The following is a 16,407-nucleotide window of genomic DNA, read 5'->3' on the forward strand; positions in this document are numbered from 1 at the left end:
TAAAAAATAAAGGGGTTGAGACAAATGTTTAGCTTTGTCTCAACCCCTAAATCATAGCTTTTTTTCAGCTATTTCTTCTATTAATGACCCCTATAATGACGATTCAATCACTGCATTTGCATCATGTAACTTATCTTCATCTAATTCACCAATTCGTTTACTAGTTACCACACCAGCTAACATACTATCACTCACATTGACAGCTGTACGGCCCATATCAATTAATGGTTCAACTGAAATCACTAAACCAACAATCGTTACAGGTAGATTTAGTGCACCAAGTACAATTAATGAAGCAAAGGTCGCACCGCCGCCAACACCAGCAACACCAAATGAACTAATGGTGACCACAGCAATAACAGTTAATACATACAATGGATCAAAAACATTAATCCCCATCGTTGGTGCAACAATCATGGCTAGCATCGCTGGATAAACACCCGCACAGCCATTTTGACCAATGGATAAGCCAAAGCTAGCTGAGAAATTGGCCGTTCCTTCATCCACACCAAGTGCTTGTGTTTGTGTTTCAATATTCATTGGTAACGCACCCGCACTTGAACGAGAAGTAAAGGCAAAGCTTAACACTGGAAATGATTTTTTGAAAAATTGAATAGGATTAATTTTATTGAGCATTAAAATACCTGCATGCATGAGTAAGACTAGAATTAAAGCTGCATAGGATGCCATCACAAATTTTCCTAAATTCAAGATTGCTTGGAAATCACTTGTTGCTGTCACTCTTGTCATTAACGCTAAAATACCAAATGGTGTTAAGCGTAACACTAAAGTTACAATACGCATGACAATTTTATATAATGTATCAATTAATGTGGCAAAGAATTCACCTGTTTTAGGGTCTTTTTTATTGACGCCTAGATAAGCCATTCCAACAAATGCAGAGAAAATCACAACTGCAATCGTACTAGTTGGACGTGTGCCAGATAAATCAGCAAAAATATTCGTTGGTAAGAAGCTTAAAATTTGATCTTGAATGCTCATACTTGCAACTGTTTCTTGACGAGTTGCAAGTTCTGCAATACGCGCAGTTTCTTTTGCCCCTTCAGTAAAGCTGGCACCATCTAAATTGAATACCCAAACCATCAGAATCCCAATGAAAGCTGCAATCGCAGTTGTTGCTAATAATGTTACCAAAACATTTAAGCTAATCTTTCCTAGTTTTTCGGATATTTTCAATTTTGTAAAAGCCCCTACAATAGAAACAAAAACAAGTGGCATAATCAACATTTGTAGTAATTTAACATACCCATCTCCTACAATGCCAATCCATGCAATACTATCTGTAACAACTGCATTTTGGCTACCAAAAATCAGCTGTAACACTGCCCCAAATACAATCCCTACACCAAGAGCGATAAACACCCTGGTTGAAAATTTAACATGCTTTTGTTGCATTTTGATAAAGCCAAAAATAAGTGCACTAAATATCACTAACACAACGAGCATTTTAATTACTTCGACTGTCATAAAACTCCTCCTTTTTGACTCCCTATGACATGGAGTTTTTAACCATTAAGAGTAAAGGTCTTAAGGATGGTTCTATCATACAAGATTAATCTTGAGTTGTCTACTCAAGTATACTGAAAAAATGATTTTATTAAAAAAAAGAGCACAGACAAATTTCATCTGTACGCCCTCTTCTTATTTCATTCAATAAATGATAAATTTTAATCTATGCTTATGCTAAATTTAAAATCCGCTTCACAGCACCCATATCCGTTTCATAATACTCATCCACACCATGACGTTTTTGATAAGCATCTGCTCCTTTACCCGCCAAAATCACAACATCGCCAGGTTGAGCAATCGTTAAAGCCTGTTCAATTCCTTTAGAGCGATTTAAAATAATTTCATAAGGCGTATCAAAACTTTCCACATAAGAAGCAATTTCCAAACAAATTTTCATTGGATCTTCCCCTTGAGGATCATCTTCGGTAATAATAATTTGATCAGCAAACTCCCCTGCTACGCGCCCTAAATCTTTTCTTCTAGAAATCCCTTTTTCTCCTGTACTACCAAAAAGAACAATTTTATTCCCTAAAGGAAAATCTTCTTTAATGGTTGTCAGTAAATTGTACATACTTACATAATTATGGGCATAATCAATCACAATTGTGATATCATTGACCTTCATTAAATTCATACGACCAGGAATACTGGTTTCAGCAATTCCTCTTGCACAAATCGCTCGATCACAGCCATACTCTTTTGCTGCAATCATCGCTGATAAAGCATTTTCTACATTAAAAGCCCCTAGCATATTCATTTCATAGGAACCATTAAGCAGTGGACCGGTTTGATTCTCTACCGTATCTCCTGCAATTTCAAATGACAGTACACCATCATGATTCATTAAATGATCAAAATAGTAATCCTTTGCTGCATGATTGGTTGCATTCCCAAATAAAACCACACGCTCTGCATGTGCTCTAGCCGTTTGATAAATTCTTTCAAACTCACGCGTTTCAGCATTAATCACAGCTAAGCGACTGTTTTTTACTAATTGAAGCTTACAATTTAAATAATCTTCAAAATCAGGATGTTCAATTGGGCTAATATGATCTTCAGAAATATTTAAGAAAATCCCAATATCAAAGGTTAGACCATATACCCGATTTGTTTTATAGGATTGGGATGAAACTTCCATGACTAAATCCGTTAAGCCATTTTCAACTGCTTGATGCATATTTCGATAGAGCTCAAGAGCTTCTGGTGTGGTTAAAGCTGATTTTTCATATGCGCCACCTGTATAAGTCACAATGGTTGAAAAAAGCGCTGTTCTACCATGATTTTGTTGATCCAAAATATGTTTTAAAAAATAAACAGAGCTTGTTTTCCCTTTTGTTCCAGTATAAGCCGTAATCTTTAATTTATTTTGTGGATAATCATAATAAGCCATTGCCAAAACAGCCATCGCTTTTCGAATATCAGTCACAATAATTGCTGGTACATCTGTGATAGACTCATAGGCACTCTCCGCTAGATAAGCTGTTGCCCCTGCTTGAATGGCACTGGTTAAGTAACTCGGCTTAAAATTCGCCCCTTTACAAAAAAAGAGAGTATTTGCTTTGATTGCTTGAGAATCATAGCTAATATGCTCAAAGCTTAGTTGAGCAGGGAATTCTCCAATGACTTGATCAAAAATTTGATGTTCCTTTAACAGCTCAAGAGCCTCTTCTAATTTCAATATACAACCTGACATGTTCATCGCTCCAATATCATCTATTCTTTATTTTCATGAAAATTCTTTTTTATTTTATACTTCTCATTATAACAAACTTTTTTTAAATATTCTTTAATGAATTCTTATCATTTACCAGGTCAATTTTACTATATAAAAATTGACTTTTGAAAATAAAAGCGTAAAATGATAGTGATGTATAATGATAGTGTTTTCGTTTTTTTCATATCATTAATTGGAATGACTGTTTTTGCAAATGTGTGACACCCTACACCCTTGCCATTCCATCATACTTAGGAGGATTTTCACTTGACTATTTTAAAAAAATTAAAAACATTTTTAGATATGAGATTAGGCTTTTTTACACTTTTAACCTTTCTCTTTTGGTTAAAAACCTATCTCTCTTATCAACTTGATTTTTCACTTGGTGTTGTTGGGCCTGCTCAACAGTTTATCCTTGCCATTAATCCAATTGCAACAACCATTTTTATTTTTGGTATTGCCCTTTATATGAAGAATACCAAAGCATCCTATATTTGGATGATGATTCTTTATATTTTAAACACGATTTTATTATACGCCAATATTATGTATTATCGTGAGTTTACTGATTTCTTAACAGTCAATACGATGCTAGGCGTTAAAAGTGTTTCTGCTGGTTTAAACACAAGTGGCTTAGCTTTAGCAAAACCACATGATGTGATTTATTTATTAGATATTGCGATTCTGATTGGCTTACTTGCTTTTAAAGTCATTAAAATGGATCCTAAACCACTTAAAAAGCGGGTTGCCTTTGCTTTTTCTGCAATTGCACTCTTAATTTTTTCAATTAATTTAGGATTAGCAGAAGCCAATCGTCCAGAGCTATTAAAACGGACATTTGACCGTAATTATATTGTCAAATATTTAGGGATTAATGTTTTCACCATTCATGATGGCATTTCCACCGCTCAAAAAAATCAAATTAGAGCGCAGGCAAGTGAATCTGATATGGATGAAGTACTGGAGTATATGAAGGAAAATGAAGCCCCACCAAAGGATGCACTGTTTGGTGTTGCTAAAGGAAAAAATGTGATTTATATCCATTTAGAAAGTTTCCAACAATTCCTACTTGATTATCAATTAGAAGGACAAACTGTGACACCGTTCTTAAATAGTATTTACCATGACGCTTCTACTTTTAGTTTCCCTAATTTCTTCCACCAGGTAGGACAAGGGAAAACAAGTGATGCTGAAACAATGCTTGAAACCTCATTATTTGGGATTCAACAAGGTTCTGTTTTCACACAGTATGGCACTGAAAATACTTTCCAAGCTGCACCAGCTATCCTAAAAGAAGAAGGTTACACAAGCGCTTCTTTCCATGGTAATGGTGGTTCATTCTGGAACCGAGATAATACGTATCGTTCATTAGGCTATGATTATTTCTTTGATTCAAGTTATTATTCAAATGAAAAAAATATGTTAGCAGAATATGGTTTGAAGGATAAAATCTTCCTTAAAGAATCTGTGAAATATTTAGAACAATTACAGCAACCGTTTTATTCAAAATTCATTACTGTTTCTAACCATTTCCCTTATCCAGAAGATGAGTTAAATGCTGATTTTCCAAGAGGAAAAACTGGGGATTCTAGTATTGATGGCTATTTCCAAACCGCTCATTATTTAGATGAAGCGGTGCAAGAATTCTTTAAATATTTAAAGGATTCCGGCTTATATGACAATTCAATTATTGTGCTTTATGGGGATCATTATGGTATTTCTACTTCAAGAAACCCAACGCTTGCTCCGCTTTTAGGGAAAGATGAAGACGAGTGGAATAGTTATAATAATGCGATGATGCAGCGTGTACCATTTATGGTGCATATCCCAGGTCAAACTGGCGGCATGTTTGAGCAGTATGGCGGACAAACAGATGTCCTTCCAACCTTACTACACTTATTGGGTATTTCAACAACAGATTATGTTCAATTTGGGACAGATTTATTCTCTGAAAAACACAATCAAGTCGTGGCCTTTAGAAATGGAGACTTTGTTACACCTAAATATACAAAAATGGGCGCTACTGTTTATGATACAGCCACAGGTAATGTGCTTGAAGATTTAACACCTGCCCAACAAGAGGAAATTGACCAAGCGGAGCAAAGTGTTGATACACGCTTAGGCTTATCTGATAAAGTGATTAATGGCGATTTACTACGCTACTATACACCAGCGAATTTCTCACCTGTTGATAAAGCTGCCTATAACTACCATAAACAAATGGAACAATTAGAAGAGATTAGAAATGAACTTGGTGATCAATCAACTAGTCTTTATAGTAAGAATGGGAATAAATCAACTGAGGACTTGTATCAGACAAATGCACCTGAGTTAAAAGATAAAGAATGATTTAAAAACTTCTTGTAACTTTGGTTGCAGGAAGTTTTTTACAGTTATATGTAGTAATATTTGATTAAGGGATAACTTAATATTTAACAAATAATTAGGAGTGGAGCACATGAGAAAAGGAATTAAATTTGGTTTAGTGGTTATTTTAGGACTATTTGTATTAAGTGGTTGTGGTAATAAAGAAAATAAAGCTGATAAAAAGGAAAATTCTGACGCAACTGCTTCATCAGAAAAAAAAGTGGCCAAAGTGATTTTAGAAATTGAAGATCATTATCAAACAAATGAAAAAGGAGAATTTATCATTAAAGGAAAAGCAACTGAAGGAGCAAGTATTGCTTTTGACATTGCCTATGGAGAAGGAACAAAAGCTGATAAAAATGGTGATTTTGAACTACTTTGTACTGTTCCCTCAACAGAACAAACAGAATACAAAATATCCGCTTTTAGAGATGGAGTTATTACAGAAAAAGTAATTTCTGTAGCATTAAATAGTGATTACATTACTTCTAAAAATAAGGAAGAAGAAGAAAAAAATGCTGAGATTGAAAAACAAAAACAAGTTGCTAAGGAAAAAGAAGAGAAGAAAAATCAAGAAGAACGCGAGAAACGAGACAAAGAATTAGCAAATAAAAGCAATCCAAAAGAATCGCAAGCACCATCTTCTAACTCATCTGAATCTTCTGTATCTGAATCTGAAGCAAGAATGATCCAAGCTACCGCTCAAATAGCAATAAAAAGAAATGGATATGAAGATGATACAAGTTCTCAATTAAAAGATTGGACTATTAATAAAATGAAGTATGAGGATACCTATCGTTGGACTGCTGTAACTCAATCCTCCAACAATGGAAGAGTCAAAGTCATCTTCGATTGGACTGGAAAAGATGAGAATGATTTAATCATCAAATATTTATTGATTGGCGGAAACGAGATACTAAATAATTTAAGACAATAAAAAACGCTCCATCTTAACAGCATAAGGAGCGCTTATCAAAAACAATTTATCATTAGAAAAGTAAACCTTCCTACTAAACCATACCTCATAAAAAAGGTATTCAAAAGGGTATTCAATTTTTGAATACCCTTTTTGAAACGTCTATAAAACTTATGCGGCCGAGAAGACTCGAACTTCCACCGGGGTAACCCCGACCAGCCCCTCAAGCTGGCGCGTAGGGTAACTATAGTATGGTAGGCTTGCATATTATACAAAAACTTCATCTATAATATCAATATCATAGATGAAGCTCAATTATCTATTTCTAAAATTTTTCTCCAGTTTGAAGGGAAGCCTACTGCCTTTAAGTCAATACAATCCTGATACATTTCAACCAAGATATTTAGATTTTTTTTGAACATTTCATAATAAAGAGTATCCAAGCATATTTTCTTGCAAATATATATTGTTGCAAATATTCGTCTTCTATTTATGTTAAAATCTTCCTTGTGCCATTTGGCATCAATAGCCAATTCTCTATCATATACTCTACCATTATGGGCACAGACATTTCTTGTAATAGAGAGCACATATATCCAGTTTGCTAAATAATCCCCTGAAATATTATAATAGCCTTTAGATATTTTATTCTTTAATTTTGAATCTAGATTCTTATAAAATCTCGATATTGAACCAAAGTCAGAAATCTCTGTAGCAACCCAAACTGGAAATGTACTTTGATAATTAGTTATGTAATGTTCCGTATAAAGTTCTCTTCTTTTTGAAGACTGAGAAACTAATTGTTCAAATCTATTCATCCAATTAACATGGTAATCTGTATTGTTAAAATTCGAACTTTCATAATGTCCCAAAGGTCCATTCTGCATTGCAAATTCACCTGAAATCACAGACTTTAACTCTACTTCAACGTGTTCAATTATTTGAAAAGTTAACAACCTTAGTCTTTCATCAAACCTATAATTCTTATGGATTTGTTCAAAAGTTATTTCCTGCTTAAATAAATCTTTTTCATAATAATAAGGTAAACAATAACCTTTAAATCTAAAATATCCTATTTGTTGTAGAGCCTTTAAAGCAAAGTTATCATTCATAACTTTCAAGCCCCTACTTTTTAAAATATTTAATTGTTCTTCTACTGTTGTTGCGCATCTGTTGTATGACAATTTTACACCTCTATATAAAAAAATGTCCCCTCATGGGCCACATCGTAGAGAGGTGTGAGGGGTTCTATTAATGTTAGTATATGGCATAGAATTTATTCTGTCAAACTTAAAAAATATAACTTTACAGTGTGATATTACTACATATAGTGTTAAATTTTAAATAATTTCCATAAAAAAACCATATGATACAATATGTAGTATTATATGTTTTTTTCAATATTATTTTTATTTCTATATGCGAGAGATGGGACTCGAACCCACACGAGCGCAATGCTCACAAAGCCCTCAACCTTGCGTGTCTGCCAATTCCACCACTCTCGCCTTGCATATATCGCATATATCGTGCTATCTACTAACTGATAGCATCCGGTCTGCCATTCCGCCACGACCGCAACATGAACCTCTTCATTTTAAAGCTAAAAAAGAGGCCTGTCAATATCTGAATTGCTTATTTAGGGTTCAAATCCACTAAATTGTTTGCTATCACCATTAAAAACACTGACAGGAAATTCTTTTTTAGCGCCACCCTTTAACTTTTCTTCTGTATCATACTCCCAATAAGTCCACTTCAAATCAGGCTGACTTGTTTGACCATATAGCCAAATTGGCTGATTAGGAAAGTAGTCTTCAATATAAAGATGATAAATTTTTTCTGAAACATAAAAGATGACTTGCTGACCATATTGTTCTTCTAAGCTCGTCTTTAACTGTGTCAGATTTGCGACAACTTCTTCTTCATTAGGTGGATTTTTGTCTTTACCATTATAAAATTCAATCATAATAGCAGGGCCTAAACGTCCTTGCTCAACTGGCACATTATTGATAAAATTACTCGCTTGTGTTTCTCCTGAGCTATCAAAACTAAAATAGTGATAAGCACCTGTCCTTAAAGCTGTTGCTTTACTATTGGTCCAATTGTTATCAAAGCGATCATCTTCATAGCTGCTACCCTCTGTTGCTTTCATATAGGCAAAGGCTAAGTTTTTATTACTACTTGCTAAGTCCTGCCAATCAATATAGCCTTGCTCGCTGGAAACAATTGTCCCTTGGACTTGATAGCCTTTTGGTATGGTTGTTCCAAATGAGAAATAGCCACTTTTCCAACAGAAAAATAATACCGCTATGAGCAGTACCAAAATAGGGCCTACAATGGCAACAATTTTTTCTTTATTTAAAGGTTTTCTTACTTTTATTTTTTTCCTAGCCATACAAAAGCAGACTTCCTTTCCTAGAGATACTCCTATTTACTTAAGCTAAATATTCTTCTAAGGAGCCTTGAAATTCCATTGTTAAGGTGGGTGCCTCAATGAAATCATATGGTTTGATTGTATAAACGGGTTTTCCTGACACCTCAATATTCAGTGTCTTCAACATATCTGCTACAAAGGTTGAACAGATATAGCCATTTTCTCCCTCTGTAAAATTCTTTGAAAACATCACACTTACTACACTACGAATACTATAATAATAGTTTTCTTTTTGATGAAACATATGTTGCATGCGATTTTCTAAAGATTGATATTGTGCCTCTGTAACTTCTACGCTCATAATAGCTGTGACTGAATTTTTGAAAAAGGGATTATTTCTTAATTGTTCTTGTACAAATCCTGCTTTAAATGGATTGGTTGGGTTCTTTCTACCAAAGCTAAAAACCATCTCTAAATCACTATCTAAACTAATGGAGGCATGATTATAAGGTCTTTTTGTATAACATCTAATCAACCTACCAAATTGCGAATTCGTTTTAGTGAGTACTATGTATATCTTTTTCAAAAGATACACTCCTTTACTATTCTATCATTTTCAGTTGCATTTCTTCCATTCTTACATATTTTCTGACTTTTGAAAAGGTTTTTTCGTCTTTATGCTTTTTATCTACGCTTTTCTTCTCAGAAATGATATCATACAAGCAAATAACTTAAAGGGGCTTTTTTATTTTGATGAATCAACAGCTAAAGGATTATTTTTATAAAGTATCTCAAGGAATTGCAGCTGCTATTGTGGTCACATTAGGAATTGGCTTATTGCTTCAGAATCTAGGCGCTTTATTGCAGATAGATTTTTTGATTCCCATAGGCAATGTTGCTAAGCTCTTAATGATTCCAGCTCTCGGTGCTGGGATTGCCTATTATCTAAGAGTAAATATTTTAACCGCTCTAAGTGCGATGGTAACTGGCGTAATTGGTGGACAAGCTTATCTTTTAAATGATGCTGGTACCTTTACTTTAACAAATGGTGAACCAATTGGCGCTTTGGTTGCCATTATTTTAACGATTGAAGTAGGGTCTTTTTTGTTTGGTAAAACACCGTTTGATATGATGCTGGTGCCGTTATTTTCAATTGCTATAGGTGGCGGATTTGGCTATTTACTTTCTCAACCGATTCAAAATGGACTCCAGATAAGCGCTCATTTCATCACAGAAGCAACAAGCGGCTTTCCTTTACTTTCAACAGTTGTGATTGGACTCCTCTTTACTTTTTTGATTTTATCTCCTGCTTCTTCCGCTGCCCTTGCGATTGCTCTGCAGCTTGAAGGATCAGCTGCTGCTGCCGCATTGATTGGTTGTAGCATGCCATTTATTGTTTTTGCTGTGCTGAGTCGTCATGAAAATGATGCAGGTACTTTTTTTGCACAATGTCTGATTACCCCTAAATTACAAACGGGTAATTTAATTCAAAAGCCTACTTTAGTGCTGATTCCTATGCTCTTTACTGTATTGCTAGCGCCATTTGGTGTCTTAGTCTGTCAGTTAGAAGCCTCTTCTCAAATTGCCGGGATGGGGCTTTGTGCACTGGTTGCACCACTTGAAATTCTTCGGATTCAAGGAGGCGCCTCTTTATTGCAATATTTACTTGTTGTGTTGGTAATTCCAGGGATTGGTTGTGCTCTCTTGAAGCCACTTCTTTTTAAATTAGGTTGGCTACAGCCTGGTGATTTGAAAATTAAGCTTGAAGTGGATAGATAAAACAAAAAAGACATGTAGATGTCTTTTTTGTTTGTCGCTTATTTATTCAGTTTTTTTGCTTTTTCTGATGAAAAATACAAATGCAGCGATAATCGCTGTTCCACCAAGTAGATTAAACCAGATAGAATGCGTTATTTCTCCTGTGCTTGGTAGTTTTGCTTGCTCAGAAGTTGTTTTTTCTGACTCTTTTTCACTTGTAGCAGACTTGTCTTTCTCTTCATCTTTGACCACAGTTACTGTAATATCCGTTTTAAGAATACTTTCATTGCTTGGTTCAGCATTTCTAGTTTGCGGTTGACTTGGTTGTGGTGTATGTGAAATTGTCACTTGGTATTTACCTGGTTCGCTACTCTCAGCTAATGCTTTCATATCTATATCAATTGGTTCAAGTTGCTCCCCTGTTTCATCATTCCAAGCTTTTGCCTGACTACGTGCTAGAATTTCTGATGCTAACGTTTGATCTTGTTTTAATTGATCCACTTCTTTTGTTGTAAAGCGTAAATCATCTGCTTGAATTTTCCAAATCTCTTCTGCAATTAAGTCTTTCCAGACTGCTTTAAGAGTAAGCCCACCAGCCGGCATTGGAATTTCTCCACTCAGGATAATTGTACCATCAGACCAGCCCATAAATTGGAAACCTGGACGTGTTGGTGCTGTTACTGAATTTAAATCAACCGTACTATCTGTTGGTGCAATAATATCTGTTGGTTGGCTAGTTGATTCTCCTCCATCAATATCAAAAGTGATTGTTTGATCGTCTGCTGTCCATTGTGCAATCAACATTGCACCTCCAGCAGGAACTTTGAAGCTTTCACCAACTGCTATTGTTTCAATTGTCCAGCCTGTGAAGCTATAACCAGCTCGTGTAGGATTGGTAACAGTTGTCATATCTACATCACTATCTGTCAGAGCTTTAATTGTTTCTGGTTGGCTATCCATATCTCCACCATTTACATCAAAGTGGATTTCTTGTTCTTCTGCTTGCCATTGTGCATCTAAGATGAAACCACCTGCTGGCATTTTAATCTTACCACTGATAGCTGTATCTTGATGTTTCCAGCCTTTAAAGGTATAACCTGGACGTGTTGTTGTGATTTCATCCAAATCAATTTCACTATCTGTTTTTGCTGTAAGAGAGGCTACGCCACCGCCACCATTGGTATTAAAATGAATCACTTGGTCATCTGCTGTCCATTTCGCTTTTAATTCCAAGCCACCTGCTGGCATTTTAATCGTGCCACTGACTTGTTTTGCTTCATTAAACCAGCCGACAAAAGTGTAACCTGCCTTAGTTGGCTTCGCAACTTGATCCAGATTGACATTGCTATCTGTTACTTGGACAATATCAGCTGGCTGAGTGCTCATATCGCCGCTATTCACATCAAAAGTGATCGTTTGGTTTTCTGCTTTAAAGGTTGCAACTAATGTCATATCTTTAGCTGGTTGTTGATCCGTTGTAAAGTTCCATTTTGTTTGGGTTGGTGATACTACCCAACCATCAAAACGATAACCTGCTTTGGTAGGTGCTGTTGGTTCTGTGATTAATTCTCCAAATTTTGATTGTATATCAGTTAATGTTCCTTGATTGTCAAAGGTTACTGTATATTGATTGACCGTGTATCTCGCATAAAGATTCACTTCATTTGCTGGCATTTTATTTTTAGTAAAGTCCCATTTAATGCCCGCTGTTTCCGCTGTATACCAGCCAGTAAAAGTGTACCCAACTTTGGTTGGCTCAGCTGGTTCATTGGTTAATTGATCATAAGTAACAGGAGTTGTACTGATTAACTGACTATCTACATAATAATTTATTTGATATTGATTAATCTTAAATCTTGCATATAGTTTCATCTCTTTAGCTGGCATTTTTCCAGTTGTAAAATCCCATTTGTTACCATCTTTAGCCGCATCATACCAACCGTCAAAAGTATATCCTGTTTTTGTTGGGATGGTTGGTTCTGTCAACACGCTATCAAAATCGACTTTCGCTGTTTCTTGTGTGCTTCCTTCGACATCGTAAGTCACTTGATATTGATTCACTTCATATTGTGCATAAAGTGTCGTATCAGCTGTTCCAGCAGTATAAGGGAAACTAACTTTATTCCCATTTGTAGCAGCTGTATACCAACCTTTTAAAGAATGACCTGTTAGAACTGCTTCTGGCTCTTCTTTGATGGTATCATTCGGATATTTTGAAATGATTGGATTTGCTGTACTACCAATACCTGGGTTAAGAGTAATCTTAATTGGTGTAATAAATCCAGCATTGATTTTATCGAAATTGGTGCTACTTGGTTCTAAATTAGTTGTTGTTGCTTGCGTATGATCTTTGTTTGCTGTTGGTGTTGAACCATTGGTTGTAACAGGAGCAAAGTGTATACTATCATCATTGGTTGGATTGACAAAAACAATATCTACTTTTTGTTTTTTATCTAGTCCAATAAATTCATACGAACCAGCAATTCCATTTATTTGGGCTGTAGTTGTAGTTGTGATTAACTCTTTCGTTCCTGCTTTGTATGCCAGTACGGTTACACCATTTCTACCTAATTCCCCAGCATCTTGTATACCATTTCGATTTTTATCATCAAAAACTAATCCTTTTACTGCACCTGTTTGCAAACGAATCGCAATCGGTTCACTTGGCTTATAACCCGTTGTCCCTGGCAATTCACGATAAATTCTCGCTGAATAAATATTGATGTTGCCAGCATTTTTATCTGCATCTTCATCTGTAAGAGCTAATGGGAATGAGATATTATCTGTCTGTCCATCTGCAATATTGTCTGGGGTTTCAATTTTCACCATTCGTATGTCTTCTTTAGTTGCAATTTCATTCCATGCTTTGAATTTAGGTGAGTCTTTATCTGTTTCATAAGTTGTTGCGTAGGTGATTTTATAACTTAATAAACCAGTTGCTGATACTGGTGATAGGATAGATGCAGTCCAACTAAAGGCCTCTTTCTGTAAATGCTCAGATGGATCAAATTCATCTACTGTTTTAGGCGTTAAATTTGTTTTTTCGCCATCCTTTGGAATTGGAATCAGTGCCGTATAGCCTTTAATCGTATTTCCTGAATTGTTTGCGACTGTTAGTTGATACTTCGTATTACCGCTTGGGTTTAGATCAAGTATTTCCTTATCCGTCTCATAGTCATAACTTACCCAAGGACCATCATTAATGTTTGCAGCTGATGTTACTGTAAAATCTTGTTGTGCTTTGATGCTCAACGCTGTATTTGTATTTAATACACCAATTAATTTATTGGTATCACCACTACCATCAACATTAAATTTATTTTTATCTGTATTATACGCTCTACCATAAGCTGTAGATAAAATATCCTTATTTATTGGCTGGAATAAAACCAATTCACCAGTGGGGATACTAATTGTTGGTGCATTTGTTTTAATTTTAGCTTTATAGTTAATTTGAATATTAGGTTGATTAGCGCCTTCTGCTGCCCCGTAACCTAATAACACATCTGGTAATAACAATTTATAGACTTTATTCCCTTGATTATCTTTTGATTCAGAGATAAGTAAACTGCCATCAGATGCACGATACTCCTTTTTCCCCCATTTGACAACAATGTCATTCTTACTAATTTGTAAATAGTCGCCCTCTCGTAGATAGACTTCAAAACCTTTTACCAAGTAACTACTATTTGTCCCAGTTTCCACATAACCTGAATGATAAAAAGTAGCAGATAAGTCGATTTCAGAACCAGCAAAATGACTAGATTTAGAGAAATTATGGGATGTTTGATAACCAAATCTCCCACCATCTTTTATTGTGGTATGAGAGATTGCTTTTACTGCATTTTCACTATCAAAGTCTCCATCAGCTTTGTCTACAATTGAGACTTTTGCTGAAAACACATGATTTTCTGGCTCTTTTAAAATACGTCCATAATACGCAAGATGTGTATAACCTAAAAACCATCCATTCGATGTTTTATAACCTGAAGGAAGAGAAGGAATATCGTAGGTAAGCTCTGAAATAAATTCATCAGGATCCGTCACATCTAGAGTTGCTAAAGAAATATATGCTCTAGCAGCATTTCCTTCTCCAGCTGGAACACCATTTCTTGATGCAATCGTTTTGATATTTCCTTTCGTCGTTTTAATGCGAATATTCTCCGCTTTCCCTCCTATTGCGGTTGGGATATGAACAGATTTAACCCCAATATGAGAATCATCAAAAGTCAAGCGCAAGGATTGATTTGTCACTTCTCTAGGTTGTTGATTGGCTAAAACAAAATTCCCTAAAAATGCATAATCGGTCACTTCATTACTATTTAATTTTGAAAAGTTAATATCTTGTCCGGAAACGGTTAACTTGTTCTCAAAGTCACCAACAATACGTATCATTTGGCTTGAGAATCCACCAGGATAAGCTGTATCAACTCCATACGGTTGACTTGTGCCAGTTCCGCTAATTGTAAGTGTAGTATCAGGATTAGCTTCCTCATTCACTGTAACTTCTACATCAAATCTCATATTTAAACCGATAGAAAATTCTTTAAGTGTTAGTATCACTAATGTATTGTTTGGATCAGTCGTTTTATCAATCGTGTAGGCTAATTGCTCTAGCTTTAAATTAGTTCCAGAAGGTAGCTTAATTTTTTCAAAAGTTAATCCTTTAGGAATTTTAATTGTATACTTAGCTTCCTTAACAAGTTGCCTAGAAACTTCAAAGCCACTACCTCTAGCCAACATTTTGTATGCAAAAGTCAAGCTGTCTCCATTCATCGCTGTAACTTCTTTTGACTCAATATAAGCCGATACAGTTGTTTTATTGCCATCAATTGTTAATTTTTCTAAGGATTCCTTATCCGCAATATGTTCTTGACCAGCTTCTTCATAGGTGGATTGCACTTCAATTGCTTGATTAAAATCTCTTGATTTTTCAAACAATGAAAAGCCAAGATCAAGTTTAATTGGAATCTCAAATTGAACCGAAGTAGTTCCTTGTGCAATCTCATACTCTAAAACACCACTATTGATAGATTTCCCATAAATAGGGGCATCTACTTGATAACGACCATTTATTAAAACGCCTTGTAACTGTGTTGGTAAAGTACTGCTATCAAAAGTCCAATCAGTTACCGAACCTTTATTTACTAATCCTGGAGCTGAGGTAATTGCTAAACCTTCACCAATTTTAATGCGAACTTTTCGGTTTGTAACAGTTCCTGAACTGCTAAATTTTGTGTCTACTTTTAAAATCCTTGGTACACCTGATAAAGAAACAAAATTAAATTTTAAATTTGTTTGACCAAATAAATCAGTTCCATCAAATGAGGCAAAGCCTGCTGCATATGGGACAACTGAATTGTTAATAATTGGTTGTTCTTCATCTTTTGTTAGAGGAAGTGATTCACTTATTTTTGGTTGTTCAAGGATAGGTAACTCACGATTATCTGTAGGCTCTTCTTGCTGATCAACGCTGTCTTCCTCTACATGATTGACTTCTTCCTCAGTTAATTTTTCCTCTTTAGGTTTTTCTTCCTTCATTTCTGATTCTGGAAGAATATCAACTACTTCTCCCTCTATCTGTTCTTCATTCTCATTAGCATATGTAAGTATTCCTGTCTGTGTGCATACCATTGAAACAATGGCAGTAATCATCAATAGTTTTCCAAATATATTTTTCTTCACTAGTTTACGCTCCTTCTTACATTTAATAACTATATCTTACAAACAGTACTGTTATCATTCAAACTG

Annotated in this window: 9 protein-coding genes and 1 tRNA gene; 3 read left to right on the top strand and 7 right to left on the bottom strand. The window is 35.2% G+C overall.

What is annotated here, in order from left to right; translation table 11 throughout:
- Nucleotides 1-90 precede the first annotated feature (90 nt).
- Nucleotides 91-1,488, bottom strand: a complete 1,398-nt coding sequence (locus BMW29_RS08015) for an L-cystine transporter (RefSeq protein ID WP_092652203.1) — start codon at nt 1,486-1,488, stop codon at nt 91-93.
- 211 nt (nt 1,489-1,699) lie between these two features.
- Entirely contained in the window at nt 1,700-3,223 is a 1,524-nt protein-coding gene (gene murE, locus BMW29_RS08020) for a UDP-N-acetylmuramyl-tripeptide synthetase (protein ID WP_092652205.1), read from the bottom strand.
- Between the two features lie 324 nt (nt 3,224-3,547).
- Between murE and BMW29_RS08025 the strand changes: the two genes are divergently transcribed.
- Together BMW29_RS08025 and BMW29_RS08030 are read left to right on the top strand one after the other, a co-directional pair.
- Nucleotides 3,548-5,593: an LTA synthase family protein gene (locus BMW29_RS08025; RefSeq protein ID WP_177165725.1), complete on the top strand. Its 2,046-nt coding sequence runs from the start codon at nt 3,548-3,550 to the stop codon at nt 5,591-5,593.
- 109 nt (nt 5,594-5,702) lie between these two features.
- Nucleotides 5,703-6,548 (top strand): hypothetical protein, encoded by an 846-nt coding sequence (locus BMW29_RS08030; RefSeq protein WP_092652209.1) that lies wholly within the window; start codon nt 5,703-5,705, stop codon nt 6,546-6,548.
- A gap of 290 nt (nt 6,549-6,838) precedes the next feature.
- Here BMW29_RS08030 and BMW29_RS08035 read toward each other — a convergent pair whose 3' ends face one another.
- The 4 genes from BMW29_RS08035 to BMW29_RS08050 all read right to left on the bottom strand — a co-directional run bounded on the left by BMW29_RS08035 (nt 6,839) and on the right by BMW29_RS08050 (nt 9,484).
- A complete protein-coding gene (locus BMW29_RS08035; RefSeq protein ID WP_092652211.1) occupies nt 6,839-7,711 on the bottom strand; it encodes an Abi family protein in 873 nt (290 codons plus the stop codon).
- A 236-nt stretch (nt 7,712-7,947) separates the two neighbouring features.
- Nucleotides 7,948-8,032 (bottom strand) — tRNA-Thr (locus BMW29_RS08040).
- A gap of 131 nt (nt 8,033-8,163) precedes the next feature.
- The gene (locus BMW29_RS08045) at nt 8,164-8,919 is read right to left on the bottom strand and encodes a GH25 family lysozyme (RefSeq protein WP_092652213.1); all 756 of its coding nucleotides are present in this window, start codon (nt 8,917-8,919) and stop codon (nt 8,164-8,166) included.
- Nucleotides 8,920-8,959: 40 nt separating this feature from the next.
- Nucleotides 8,960-9,484, bottom strand: coding sequence for a hypothetical protein (locus BMW29_RS08050; protein WP_092652215.1), 525 nt, complete (start codon nt 9,482-9,484; stop codon nt 8,960-8,962).
- Nucleotides 9,485-9,651: 167 nt separating this feature from the next.
- Here BMW29_RS08050 and BMW29_RS08055 point away from each other — a divergent pair, with 167 nt between their 5' ends.
- Nucleotides 9,652-10,677 carry a PTS sugar transporter subunit IIC gene (locus tag BMW29_RS08055; protein ID WP_245706256.1) on the top strand — a complete coding sequence of 342 codons (1,026 nt, stop codon included), beginning with the start codon at nt 9,652-9,654 and terminating at the stop codon, nt 10,675-10,677.
- A 42-nt stretch (nt 10,678-10,719) separates the two neighbouring features.
- On the opposite strand, the gene BMW29_RS08060 is transcribed toward BMW29_RS08055, so the two are convergent.
- Nucleotides 10,720-16,341 (bottom strand): InlB B-repeat-containing protein, encoded by a 5,622-nt coding sequence (locus BMW29_RS08060; protein WP_092652219.1) that lies wholly within the window; start codon nt 16,339-16,341, stop codon nt 10,720-10,722.
- Nucleotides 16,342-16,407 lie beyond the last annotated feature (66 nt).

Origin of the sequence: Isobaculum melis (genome assembly GCF_900111355.1) — a bacterium.
GTDB lineage: Bacteria > Bacillota > Bacilli > Lactobacillales > Carnobacteriaceae > Isobaculum > Isobaculum melis.

Excerpts from the sequence above, each read along its gene's own strand:
- BMW29_RS08045 (WP_092652213.1), bottom strand. The coding sequence starts at position 8,919 with ATGGCTAGGAAAAAAATAAAAGTAAGAAAACCTTTAAATAAAGAAAAA.
- BMW29_RS08015 (WP_092652203.1), bottom strand. The coding sequence starts at position 1,488 with ATGACAGTCGAAGTAATTAAAATGCTCGTTGTGTTAGTGATATTTAGT.
- murE (WP_092652205.1), bottom strand. The coding sequence starts at position 3,223 with ATGTCAGGTTGTATATTGAAATTAGAAGAGGCTCTTGAGCTGTTAAAG.
- BMW29_RS08030 (WP_092652209.1), top strand. The coding sequence starts at position 5,703 with ATGAGAAAAGGAATTAAATTTGGTTTAGTGGTTATTTTAGGACTATTT.
- BMW29_RS08025 (WP_177165725.1), top strand. The coding sequence starts at position 3,548 with ATGAGATTAGGCTTTTTTACACTTTTAACCTTTCTCTTTTGGTTAAAA.
- BMW29_RS08055 (WP_245706256.1), top strand. The coding sequence starts at position 9,652 with ATGAATCAACAGCTAAAGGATTATTTTTATAAAGTATCTCAAGGAATT.